This is a genomic window from uncultured Nostoc sp., assembly GCF_964245445.1.
GTDB lineage: Bacteria > Cyanobacteriota > Cyanobacteriia > Cyanobacteriales > Nostocaceae > Nostoc.
The window spans coordinates 1-11534 of record NZ_CAXTNE010000251.1 but is presented as its reverse complement, the minus strand read 5'-3'; the positions used below and the strand labels follow the sequence as shown (position 1 = coordinate 11534).

11 protein-coding genes and 1 pseudogene are annotated in these 11534 nt (G+C 41.2%); 10 read left to right on the top strand and 2 right to left on the bottom strand.

Translation table 11 applies throughout. The features are described from left to right. The first annotated feature begins 70 nt into the window (after positions 1-70). From nifN to ACFE90_RS29940, 4 genes are all read left to right on the top strand, one after another. A complete protein-coding gene (nifN, locus tag ACFE90_RS29955; RefSeq protein WP_375505998.1) occupies positions 71-1381 on the top strand; it encodes a nitrogenase iron-molybdenum cofactor biosynthesis protein NifN in 1311 nt (436 codons plus the stop codon). Positions 1382-1579: 198 nt separating this feature from the next. Beyond that, on the top strand, positions 1580-2512 hold the full coding sequence (locus tag ACFE90_RS29950) for a type I restriction endonuclease (RefSeq protein ID WP_375505997.1): 933 nt from the start codon (positions 1580-1582) through the stop codon (positions 2510-2512). Between the two features lie 93 nt (positions 2513-2605). Further along, positions 2606-2974, top strand: coding sequence for a hypothetical protein (locus tag ACFE90_RS29945; protein ID WP_375505996.1), 369 nt, complete (start codon positions 2606-2608; stop codon positions 2972-2974). Positions 2975-3205: 231 nt separating this feature from the next. Next, positions 3206-3568: a hypothetical protein gene (locus ACFE90_RS29940; protein WP_375505995.1), complete on the top strand. Its 363-nt coding sequence runs from the start codon at positions 3206-3208 to the stop codon at positions 3566-3568. A gap of 106 nt (positions 3569-3674) precedes the next feature. Here ACFE90_RS29940 and ACFE90_RS29935 read toward each other — a convergent pair. Both ACFE90_RS29935 and modA read right to left on the bottom strand, forming a co-directional pair. After that, positions 3675-4163: pseudogene (locus ACFE90_RS29935) on the bottom strand (ATP-binding cassette domain-containing protein); the annotation flags it as partial. A 10-nt stretch (positions 4164-4173) separates the two neighbouring features. Then, on the bottom strand, positions 4174-4473 hold the full coding sequence (modA, locus tag ACFE90_RS29930) for a molybdate ABC transporter substrate-binding protein (RefSeq protein WP_375505994.1): 300 nt from the start codon (positions 4471-4473) through the stop codon (positions 4174-4176). Between the two features lie 201 nt (positions 4474-4674). Between modA and ACFE90_RS29925 the strand changes: the two genes are divergently transcribed. The 6 genes from ACFE90_RS29925 (at position 4675) to ACFE90_RS29900 (ending at position 11531) form a co-directional block, all read left to right on the top strand. Next, positions 4675-5433 (top strand): ThiF family adenylyltransferase, encoded by a 759-nt coding sequence (locus tag ACFE90_RS29925; protein WP_375505993.1) that lies wholly within the window; start codon positions 4675-4677, stop codon positions 5431-5433. A gap of 91 nt (positions 5434-5524) precedes the next feature. Beyond that, positions 5525-6490 (top strand): helix-turn-helix transcriptional regulator, encoded by a 966-nt coding sequence (locus ACFE90_RS29920; RefSeq protein ID WP_375505992.1) that lies wholly within the window; start codon positions 5525-5527, stop codon positions 6488-6490. Positions 6491-6690: 200 nt separating this feature from the next. Further along, a complete protein-coding gene (locus ACFE90_RS29915) occupies positions 6691-9321 on the top strand; it encodes a TonB-dependent siderophore receptor (RefSeq protein WP_375505991.1) in 2631 nt (876 codons plus the stop codon). Positions 9322-9398: 77 nt separating this feature from the next. Beyond that, positions 9399-9785, top strand: coding sequence for a TonB-dependent receptor domain-containing protein (locus ACFE90_RS29910; RefSeq protein ID WP_375505990.1), 387 nt, complete (start codon positions 9399-9401; stop codon positions 9783-9785). Beyond that, the gene (locus tag ACFE90_RS29905) at positions 9785-10819 is read left to right on the top strand and encodes an ABC transporter substrate-binding protein (RefSeq protein ID WP_375505989.1); all 1035 of its coding nucleotides are present in this window, start codon (positions 9785-9787) and stop codon (positions 10817-10819) included. Before ACFE90_RS29910 ends, ACFE90_RS29905 begins: the two co-directional genes overlap by 1 nt. A gap of 28 nt (positions 10820-10847) precedes the next feature. Continuing rightward, positions 10848-11531, top strand: a complete 684-nt coding sequence (locus ACFE90_RS29900) for a 2OG-Fe(II) oxygenase (RefSeq protein WP_375505988.1) — start codon at positions 10848-10850, stop codon at positions 11529-11531. The last annotated feature ends 3 nt before the right edge of the window (positions 11532-11534 follow it).

Sequence of the window (11534 nt, the reverse complement as noted above, 5' to 3'; positions counted from 1 at the left end):
CAGGGGGAGATGGGGGAGTAACAGTAATATCCCCCTCATCCCCCTCATCTTCTCTAGAGGAGAACATTTGATGGCAATTATTAGCGTTACGAGTACATCTGTTGCAGTTAATCCCCTGAAGCAAAGCCAAACTGTAGGTGCAGTTTTAGCCTTTTTGGGGTTAAAGGGAATCATGCCTTTATTACACGGTTCTCAAGGCTGTACTGCTTTGACTAAGGCAGTATTAGTACAACATTTCCGTCAGACGATTCCCCTTTCCAGTACAGCAATGACAGAAGTTGCAACCATTTTGGGTGGCGAGGAAAGAGTTGAACAAGCAATCTTGACTTTGGTGCAGAGATCCAAACCAGAAATTATCGGTCTTTGTAGCACTGGACTGGTGGAAACCAGAGGTGATGACATGGGACGCTTTGTCAAGGAGATTCGCCACCGCCACCCAGAACTGGATTATTTACCAATTGTGCTTGTCTCTACACCGGATTTCAAAGGTACATTACAGGATGGCTTTGCTGGTGCAGTTGAGAGTATAGTCAGGGAAATTCCTCAAAAAAGCTCTAAGCAAGACGCTTGTCCTACACAAATTACTATTTTGGCTAGTTCTGCCTTTACACCAGGGGATATACAGGAAATCAAAAAGATTGTTACCTCTTTTGGACTCGTACCTATTGTTGTACCTGACCTTTCTGGCTCACTAGATGGTCATATAGAAGATTCTTCTAGTGCTATTACAGCTAATGGCACAAATGCAGCACAGTTGCGCTCAATTGGTAGTTCTGTATTCACTTTGGCACTAGGTGATAGTATGCGGGGCGCAGCGCAAATTTTGGAACAGAGATTCAATATACCTTATGAGGTATTTAGTGAATTGACGGGACTAGCAGCAGTAGATAAATTCCTGCAAGCTTTGGCGGATATCAGTGGTGTTACCGTACCAGAGAAATATCGCCGTCAACGCCGTCAGTTACAACATGTGATGTTGGAGAATCATTTTTACTTTGGTTGCAAGCGAGTTTCTTTGGCGCTGGAACCAGATTTACTTTGGTCAACAGTTTCTTTTTTGCGATCGCTAGGAGTTGAGATTCACTCAGCAGTGACAACAACACGCTTTCCTCTACTGGAAAAACTGCCGATTCCTAGCGTCACTATCGGCGATTTGGAAGACTTTGAACAATTGGCGGTTGGATCTGATTTGCTAATTACCAACTCTCATGGAGTAGCGATCGCCCAACGTTTAAAAATTCCTCTCTATCGTCAAGGGATTCCCATTTTTGACCGCTTAGATTATGGTCAGTTTACCAAAGTTGGCTACCAAGGCACCATGCAGCTTTTATTTGATATTGGCAACCTATTTTTAGAGCAGGAGATAAGGGTTAAGCATTAAACACAACCAACTCTAACTATTTATGAAATATTACCAATATTATTGGTAATGTGTAACATTAGATACAATCTTACCGATCAACTTCAGCTTTGATAGTTACTTAAAAGCCTTATACGTCCATTGGTGAATATACCAACCAATGTTCAGCAAACTAGGCACGAGCTTCTGCATTGACTCAAATAAAATCTTTTACTGTTAATGAATCCAGCACAGCTAAAAAAAACAACTGCCAAAGCGAGTCGTGTTACAAAAAAACTTCGCCGCCGTTTTGATTCCACACAATCTGCGATGCCTGCGGCAGGCAAAGCGATCGCACCATCTTTGCTCACTTGGTTCGAGGTCATTGGCTACATAGTTTTATTAGAACCAGACATTACTCTAGGTAAGCACCAGATAGGGCGGAGTAGTTATAGTGATGTGGTTTTGTGTCAGCGCCTCCATAACGCTTTGCAGAAAATTAACCCGACAAAACCGGATGAGGCGATCGCCGCAGCTATCCATCAGGTTACTTACATTCCGAGTTCCGACTTGCTGGAAAATAACCGTCGCTTTCACAAATTATTGACCAATGGTGTGGAAGTTGAATACCTGTATAAAGAAGAAATAGTTCATGACTTTGTGTCGCTCATTGATACGTCTAATCTACTGAACAATGATTGGCTAGCTATTCATCCCTTGACTGTAGTTGAGGGGAATTATACTCACTGTCCTGATGTAGTTGTCTTTATCAACGGTTTACCCTTGGCAGTTATTGTCTCGATTCAGCCAAGTGATGAACAGGCCACTTTCAAAGAAGGTTATCAGCGAATTCAAACCTACATTGAACAAATACCAAAGCTATTTGACTACAATACATTCCTAGTTATTACTTATGGAAATTGGTCACGAGTCGGTACATTAACCTCAGACTGGCAGGAGTTTTTACCCTGGCGCACCATTGATGGGGAAGATTTTCCTGCCAAGGGCACAACTGAACTAGAGGTGCTGATTCAAGGCATTTTTGACAAACGGCGTTTCTTAGAGCAAGTATTGCACTTGATAGTGTTTCAGGAGAACGAAACCAGCATTAGTAAAAAATTGCTTCGCCGACCTTTTTGTACTATACAGTACCCCAAAAAATCTTCGTGCTAAGGCTGGTAGGTGCTGAGTTATCAGTGATTAGTAGAAAAACTAAATCACAATTCAAAATTCCCAATTGTTACTTTCAGCATGAAAGTTAGAACTATGAACACAAGTTGGTATGAACAAGAGCTAGTCAAAGAATTCAAAACGGTTATTGCTCATTCTTTCCCACAAGTCGATGAATTACTAAAACACTGTCATGTTAAACTTATCGAGTCTTATTGGGGAAGACCTCGTGTTCACTTTCTGCCATACTTCACAATTTATTGCCCTGACAATCTGATTGCTGCTGTCAAAGCCCAGATATCTATACTTAGGGAAGTAGCAGAATATGCGGGATTAGTTGAAGTTGTCTGCCTAAATGCTACGCATCTGCTGCGAGATCCGATGTCGAAGGTAAAGCAGACAGATCCGCGTTTGTGGTTAGAACTGCAATGGCTTGTAACACAAAAACAAGAACATTTACTATGACAACCCGATTTTGGGTGCAACTACAAAAGTGCTTGTTGGGGGAGACCGCTTTCAAAAGGTAGCAACCGTCATAACCCAGATCCACGCTACACAACGAATAAACTCGAAACACGGCTGGTATCTTTTTTCAAGGCTTGTGCATTGCGCCATCTTTGAATAGATGGCGTTATGAAAACACGCAGGAACATTGGATTTTTTTGACTAATAATTCCCAATCCCTAGTTATTTACTATGAATAAATTTCCCCTTCCCGCAGATGATTTGCCTCCAACTGGAGCACCTATACTTAACGAGTTATTCTACAGACAACTAGAAGAAGCTACTTGCAAGCGATTTTATCAAGCCTGCGGCCCAATTATGCGAGTTTTATTATCAAATTGCCACTGGTATTTCAAGATAAATACTAGTCCTCTGATGTTACTCATTATCTGCTATGACATAGAAAGTTATCTGCATATCGTCGATGCTATTCCCCAGTTCATCAAAAAGCTGAAGCAGTTTTCCAATAAAGCCAAAATTCATCTTTTTTCACCAGATTATAAAGGAGAACCTTGGGAAATCGAGATTGAAGAAACATCAGATGATGAAGCCTAGTCAAACAGGAAAATGACGAAAATTTGGTATTAACCAAGGCAGTAGTATTTCACTTTTTTAAGTGCTTACCCCTTATAAGCTGTTCCACATTTAAATTGCATAGTTAGAGCGGGCTTTTCGACCCATCCCACAGCAATACTTCTGGCTGACTTGCCAATGCTCTGGCTAAAGCTACCCTTTGTTGTTGACTTCCAGATAATTGGTGCGGATAGCGTGAGCCTAACCCCTCTAACTGCATAGCTATTAGCTGTTCTTCTAAGAGCGCCCTGATATTAGGAGCAGATAATCCTTTGGGTAAGCCGAAAGCAATATTTTGCGCCACATTCATGTGTGGGAAGAGGGCATAGTTCTGCACTAAGAAACCGATGCGGCGATCGCGGCTCGGCACATTTATTCGTTGTTCTGAGTCAAACAGGACTCTGCCATTTAAGACTATACGCCCAATTGTGGGTGTTTCTATCCCGGCAATGCAGCGCAAAATCATGCTCTTGCCTGCTCCAGAACCCCCCAACAATCCCAAGGGTTGCTCACTGGTGTTAAAGGACACTTTAAGATGAAAACTCGGGAGTCGTTTTTCAATATCCCCAAATAGTCCTACTGCAAAGTCAGGTACAGACAGTTGCTACAATTTTGACTTTTGGCGTACTTTTAGCATCTGAAAGGTAGACGATCCCAGCGTCAGCATTGCCTGATTCTACGTAATTGAGAGCTTGACGAACGTCTTTTGCATAGACGGCTTTGCTTTTAACGGCATCAAGGATTTTTAATGAAGTTAAGACTTGTTGAGCATATTGTCCAGCAGGGACACTTTTGGATTCGCCTAGAGCAATTTTCTTAATGCGTGGTGAAGTTAAGTCTTTGAAATCAGCTACAGTTGTGGAATTTTGCGGTACTATCAACACCACTTGATTTTTCAGCTAGATTATTAATTAACCACATCACCAAATGTCTGCATAGGATTGCGATCGCAGGCTTCCAAGCTCTCTTAATGATGCCTGGAACAAATACCAATTTTACAGGTAAAAATTAGAAAAGTGTATAGACAACTACAATGTTTGCTACCAACTAGGTGATAAATTTTACGACTGATAGAGAGGTAAAAAGCGATGAACTTAACACCCAGTGAGTTAGAACGCTATCACCGCCAAATGATGCTTCCCAATTTTGGAGAGGCAGCACAAAAGCGCTTGAAGTCTGCAACGGTTTTGGTTACAGGTGTAGGGGGATTAGGCGGTACATCAGCGCTTTATTTGGCAGTAGCGGGTGTTGGGCGGCTAATCCTAGTTCGGGGTGGTGACTTACGGCTAGATGATATGAATCGTCAGGTTCTGATGACAAATGATTGGGTAGGTAAGCCCAGAGTATTCAAAGCCAGAGAAACTCTGCAAGCTATTAATCCTGATATTCGGGTGGAAGCAGTTCATGATTACGTTACAAAAGAGAATGTAGACTCTTTAGTGCAATCTGCCGATATAGCTGTTGATTGCGCCCACAATTTCACAGAGCGAAACTTGCTCAATCAGGCTTGCGTGCGCTGGCAAAAACCAATGGTGGAAGCTGCAATGGACGGAATGGAAGCTTACCTGACAACGATTATTCCTGGCGTCACTCCTTGTCTATCATGCTTGTTCCCAGAAAAGCCTGATTGGAATCAGCGTGGGTTCTCGGTTATCGGTGCTGTTTCTGGGACACTAGCTTGTCTTAGTGCATTAGAGGTAATAAAGCTGATTACTAAGTTTAGTGAACCGCTATTGTCACAACTGCTGACAATCGACTTGATGCGAATGGAATTTGCCAAACGACATTCTTATCATGATCCTTCATGTCTGGTGTGTGGTAGTAGTTCTTGTTCGGAAAATTCGTAAACAACATCTTTATAAACAACCGAATCTACTTGATGAGCTAAGTATCTGTTATTTTGACTCTTTAAATACTTTATAGTAGCTTACCATTACAATGACATTAATACTCCCGTATCCAGATTACGTAAAACTATTATACCAAGCAGAAATAATTCAGAATAATGATAGTTCAGATAATTTTGATATCACTAGAAAGTATCAATTTGGACAAGGGTATTGGCGACAGATTCAGCTACGAGATAGCATATTTTTAGAAATTTCAAATTATCAGCAGCCAAAATCATTCATTTTAAAACTTCATGAGCGAAAGCATCCATTAGAATTTCGATTCCTTATTTTGTTAGAGAGCGAATTCAAAAACCTTGAATTCAAGACAGCAGAATACTTTTTAAGTGGTAGTGGTATGGCATCTGAGTGCGCTGTATTAGAGCCATCAGCGCGGATAGTAGAAGTAGCTATTCACCTACATCCAAATGTATTTCATAGCTTTACAGAAAATACATCTGGTAAACTCCCAAAACAATTACAACATTTAATTAGATGTTGGGATAAACCAACTTATGAACGCTATGGAACTCAAACTCCTGCAATGCAAATAGTAGTACAGCAAATTCTTCAATGTCCATACCAAGGCTTTACTAAACAAATTTATCTTGAAGGTAAGGTTTGGGAACTGGTAGCAATGCTAGTAGAGCAAGAAGTACAAATCAACCAAGGTTGCTTCCAGATTAATAAACTCAAGCCATCAGATATTGACTGCATCTACAATGTTAGAGAAATTCTGTTGAAACATTTAGACAACCCACCATCTCTTATTGAACTAGCACGACAAGTAGGTTTAAATGATTGCACAATGAAGCAAGGCTTTAAGCAGGTTTTTGGGACTACGGTGTTTGGCTATCTGCATCACTGCCGAATGGAACTAGCTTATAAGCTGCTTACTCAAAGAAATATGAATGTCACAGAAGTAGCCAGAACAGTAGGTTATGCTAGCTTACCTTCATTTAGTAATGCTTTTCGTAAGAAGTTTGGGGTAAGTCCTAAGTCCTGTCACAGATAAAAATTCCGTCTCGAATAAAAAAAATTCCGGCTCGAATAAGACGCAAACACCGAAAAGTTATATATTTTTACAATAATTAGGTTGGTATAAATATTTATATACCAACTTAATTAGTATAAATTGAGAGCTATGGACTGTAAGGAAAATTATACTTGATCTCAATTTAAATACTTAATATTCCCTAAAAAGTGTGTGTAAAAATGTTTATTAGACTACCGTACCCTGCTGTTTGCTGGTTAATATCTATTGTTTATCTAACTTCAGCTAATCCAGCATATTCTGAACAACCGTTAGTCAAAAAAACTTTAGTACGCTCAGGTGAAGTTTTCAAAGAAATTCAAACATTGAATCAGCTACAACTTCCTAAAACTGATGCTTCATATTTATGGAGAGTACCTAGACAGAATAAATTTCCCGAACTTAGTCAAGCAACTACAGATGTGGTATTAGTTACGGATGTTCAGGTTAACTCTACTGATAAAGGGATAGAGTTAATTTTAGTCACAGCTAATTCTCTTAAATTACAAGTTTTACCGAAAACTGAGGGTAATTCCTATATTGCAGATATCCCTAATGCCAAGTTGCAACTAAGAAGTGGGGATTTTAGACAATCAAAGCCAGTAGCCGGAATTGCATTAATTACAGTTGCAAATTTAGATGCGAACACATTGCGAGTAACGGTGACTGGGGAAATGAGTGCGCCTGCGGTGGAGTTGTTTGATAGTACAAAAGAAGGTTTAGTTTTTGGAGTGACCCCTAGTACTTCTACTGCTCAACAGCCAACAAAAACGCCAGAACAGCAGCCAGGGTTGCAGACACAACCAACTCAACCATCAGCTAGTGGTAATGAACCGATTGAGTTAGTGGTGACAGGCGAGCAGGATGGATACCGTGTACCAAATGCCTCTACTGCCACCAAAACCGATACACCCCTGCGTGACATTCCTGCCTCAATTCAAATAGTGCCCCGACAGGTGTTACAAGACCAAAAAGCAGTGCGGCTACAGGATGCACTGCAAAACGTCAGCGGCGTGACACAAGCAGGCAACTACGGGGGTACAGGAGCTGCTCGCTATATCATTCGTGGTTTTGAGCAGGATGGAAATTTTAGAAATGGATTCCGCGATGCCGATTTCTTCACATTATCAGAAATAGCAAACTTGGAACGAGTTGAGGTACTCAAGGGACCAGCCTCAGTGCTTTTCGGTCAAGCTGAACCGGGTGGGATTATTAACCTTGTTACGAAGCAGCCGCTGAGTGAACCTTATTACGCTGCTGACTTCACCGCAGGAAGCTACGGTTTTTATCGTCCCACATTCGATATCTCTGGTCCACTGAATGCGGACAAAACTCTATTATATCGCTTGAATGTTGCTTACCAAAACTCCGGGAGTTTTCGTGACTTTGTTGACACCGAACGTATCTTCATCGCACCATCTCTAACCTGGAAAATCGGTACCAACACAACATTAAACCTTGATTTTGAGTATTTAAACAATAATACCCAATTTGATCGAGGCATCGTCGCTATTGGTAACAGACCTGCCCCAATTCCGATTAGTCGCTTCTTAGGGGTTCCAGGAGAAAATGATTCAAAAACCACAGCTTACAGAGCTGGCTACAGATTAGAACATCAGTTTAATAAAAATTGGCAGCTTCGCAATGCCCTTTCCATTACTATAAACAAGGTAAATGATTTCCGGGCAGAACAAGGGGACTTGATCGACGATCGGTTTTTGGATAGGAATTTTACAAATGGTAAATTTGAAACTGACACCTACAGTCTCCAAACAGAGGTCATAGGAAAGTTTGCAACCGGGTCAATTATCCACCAACCGCTTTTGGGAATAGAGCTAAACCGAAGCGAAGGTCCGCTGATTTTTAGCAGAGGTATTTTGTCACCTATCGATATTTTTAGTCCGGTGAATAACAGCGTTATCCCTACCAATCCTTTAACAACTTTTGTTAATAGACAAATTCGCACTGATAGATTAGGAATTTACCTGCAAGATCAGATTACCCTACTGGATAATTTGAAGCTGCTAGTCGGAGGGCGTTTCGATTTTACTGAGCAGAAAAATGACAATTTACTTGCCTCAACTAGCATCAGTCAATCTGACCAAGCCTTTAGCCCTCGGGTTGGTCTTGTCTACCAGCCGATACCAGCAATTTCTCTCTACGCTAGCTATAGCAGTTCTTTCGTTCCTAACATTGGTACTTCAGTCAATGGTTCTACATTTGATCCTGCCCAAGGTACACAATACGAGGTGGGTGTTAAAGCCGATTTGAGTAACCGACTGTCTGCAACCCTAGCTGCTTACCAGATTACAAAAACTAACGTCTTGACCACCGATCCCAACAATCCTGATTTTTCCATTTTGACCGGGGAGCAACGTAGTCGGGGCGTTGAGCTAGATATCGCTGGCGAAATCCTGACCGGTTGGAAAATTATTGCCTCTTACGCTTATACCGATGCCCAAATCACCAAAGACAATGACTATGCAGTTGGTAATTTGTTGGGCAGCGTTGCTAAGAATACTGTTAGTCTGTGGACAACCTATGAAATCCAACGTGGGAGTTTACAAGGTTTGGGATTTGGATTGGGACTGTATTATGTGGGCGATAGACAGGGCGATTTAGATAACAGTTTTGTGTTGCCCAGCTACTTCCGCACGGATGCAGCACTTTATTACAAACGCAATAACTGGAAGGCTGCAATCAATATCAAGAATCTTTTTGATGAGAGATATTACGAAAGTAGCCAGGGAAGAGATACTATCTATCCCGGTGCGCCGTTAACAGTCTTGGGCACAATTTCGTGGGAGTTTTAGCATTGGTGTCAAGTTAAGAAAAATAGAGTCTTGTCAAGTGGGTAAAACTCAATGGTTAAACTCAACCCGGTTGGAATGTGATTAGCTTTTACGGTTATACAGACGCACGCATTAGCAAAGACAATGATATTCCAGTCGGGAATCGAGTAGAAGGAGTACCAGCTCATGTCGCTAGTTTGTGGACAACTTACACCTTTGGTACTGGCTCTCTCAAAGGTTTTGGAGGTGGAATTGGCTTTAACTACGTTGGAGATAATAAGCCAGATAGTTTGAATACATTTACGATCCCAAGCTGCTTTCTCACCGATGCAGCTCTGTACTATCGGAATAACAACTTTAGCGTTGGACTCAACTTGAATAACATATTTAATGTTCGATATTATGAAGCAAGCTTTGACTATCTCCAAAGAATTATTCCTAGTCGTCCGTATACAGCAGAGTTGACAGTAAAGTGGGAATTTTAATGAGAACAACTCATTGGTTAACCAAGTGTTTTGTCCTATGCCTGCCTTTTTTAGGGTTGCTTGCTGTGGTAGTGTGGCTAAACGGTTGTTTCTTTTTTAATTACCCAAAAGTTAGCCATGAATTGAGTGTTTCTTCTTTAAGTCAGGTTCGAGTAGTTCAGCACTTAATGGGTCAAACAACAGTTCCTGCTCATCCTCAACGAGTTGTTGTGCTTAGTGGTGGTTCTTTAGAAAATGCTTTGGCGTTGGGGATCAAACCTATAGCTGCCCCAAAGTTATTTGTCTCACAATTACAGCGGTTAGTAGGCCCGCTATCAGGTATTGAAGATGTAGATTGGCTGCCTCCTAGTATAGAAAAAATCTTGTTTCTCAAACCAGACCTGATTTTTGGTATGGCTTTTCATCAAGATATTTATCCACTGTTATCACACATTGCACCCACTGTTTTGGCTCCTCCTGGAACCACTGGAGCTTGGAAAGAATCTTTTGCTTTCACAGCCCGTGTTCTGGGTAAAACTAAAACAGCCCAACAGGTAATGGATAATTATTATGCACGTTTGACACAGTTTAAAGCAAAAATGGGCGATGCCTACGGCAACCCGAAGCGGGAACGCCTGAATACAACTTTAGTATCGGTTGCCGAATTACGTACTGATGCACTTTGGCTGTGGGCGAAGGCAAGTTTTCCAGGAGTTATTCTCAAAGATGCAGGTGTTGCACGTCCTTACTCTCAAACTTTGGATAGTCAAGCAACCCTAAGTCTAGGGGGTGGCCCTGCTGCATACGCTTTATCAAACGAACTCCTGAGTGAGTTAGATGGGGATATTTTATTTCTAGTATCAGAAGACGTACTGGGCACAAGGGATTTACACCCAATACTTGAGCAACTCAAAGCAGAACCGTTGTGGTCAAAGTTGAAAGTTGTCCAACAGGAAAAAGTTCATGAGGTGGGGTTTTACTGGGTTCAGTTTGGCCCCCTTGCAGCCAATCGGATGATAGACGATCTGGAGCGATATTTAGTTAAACAGCAATAAACTATTTGAAAGTTTTTTAAGAGGGATTATGTTGAACTTGAGTGCAATTAGTAATGCAACTATGCAGGAAATTCCCTATAAATGGATTGTATTTGAAAACTTGCTTGACACTTCAGTACAATCTGAACTAGCAAATAGTTTTCCGACTACAAACTATAAAGAATATCATGCTAGAGACTTTGAGCCAGATGGATACCCGGAATATACATATAATGACTACAGGTTTTTTGCACGCTGCATTCTGGATGAAAGTAAGTACAAAGGTCTACAAGATATCAAGGATCTGAGTCTTAGTTGGCAAAAATTGATTGAACAACTTCTCACTCCTGATTATCGAGAGGCAATGGAGCATCTTACTAATTTGGATTTGAAAAACCATTCACTAACAATTTATTTAACACGACATGATTTAGGATTCTGGAACCGTCCTCATACAGATATCCCGCGTAAACATGTAACTCAACTTTTCTATTTAAATGAAGGATGGAACCCAGAGTGGGGAGGGTGTTTCCGAGTTCTCAAAGATAATCAGACTACATCTGTAGTTAAAGAAGTTCCACCCTTGCCGCAATATTCAGTTGCTATTGTACGCTGCGATCGCTCTTGGCACATGGTTTCCCCTATTTCCTTAAATGCAACTCAACACCGTTTGCATCTAGCGACGGGAGCAACGCGATTTGGTGAGGTAGGATCAAAAACCAGCGATCGCTAACAA

Excerpts from the sequence above, each read along its gene's own strand:
- nifN (WP_375505998.1), top strand. The coding sequence starts at position 71 with ATGGCAATTATTAGCGTTACGAGTACATCTGTTGCAGTTAATCCCCTG.
- ACFE90_RS29900 (WP_375505988.1), top strand. The coding sequence starts at position 10,848 with ATGTTGAACTTGAGTGCAATTAGTAATGCAACTATGCAGGAAATTCCC.
- ACFE90_RS29915 (WP_375505991.1), top strand. The coding sequence starts at position 6,691 with ATGTTTATTAGACTACCGTACCCTGCTGTTTGCTGGTTAATATCTATT.
- ACFE90_RS29925 (WP_375505993.1), top strand. The coding sequence starts at position 4,675 with ATGAACTTAACACCCAGTGAGTTAGAACGCTATCACCGCCAAATGATG.
- ACFE90_RS29945 (WP_375505996.1), top strand. The coding sequence starts at position 2,606 with ATGAACACAAGTTGGTATGAACAAGAGCTAGTCAAAGAATTCAAAACG.
- ACFE90_RS29940 (WP_375505995.1), top strand. The coding sequence starts at position 3,206 with ATGAATAAATTTCCCCTTCCCGCAGATGATTTGCCTCCAACTGGAGCA.
- ACFE90_RS29950 (WP_375505997.1), top strand. The coding sequence starts at position 1,580 with ATGAATCCAGCACAGCTAAAAAAAACAACTGCCAAAGCGAGTCGTGTT.
- ACFE90_RS29920 (WP_375505992.1), top strand. The coding sequence starts at position 5,525 with ATGACATTAATACTCCCGTATCCAGATTACGTAAAACTATTATACCAA.
- ACFE90_RS29905 (WP_375505989.1), top strand. The coding sequence starts at position 9,785 with ATGAGAACAACTCATTGGTTAACCAAGTGTTTTGTCCTATGCCTGCCT.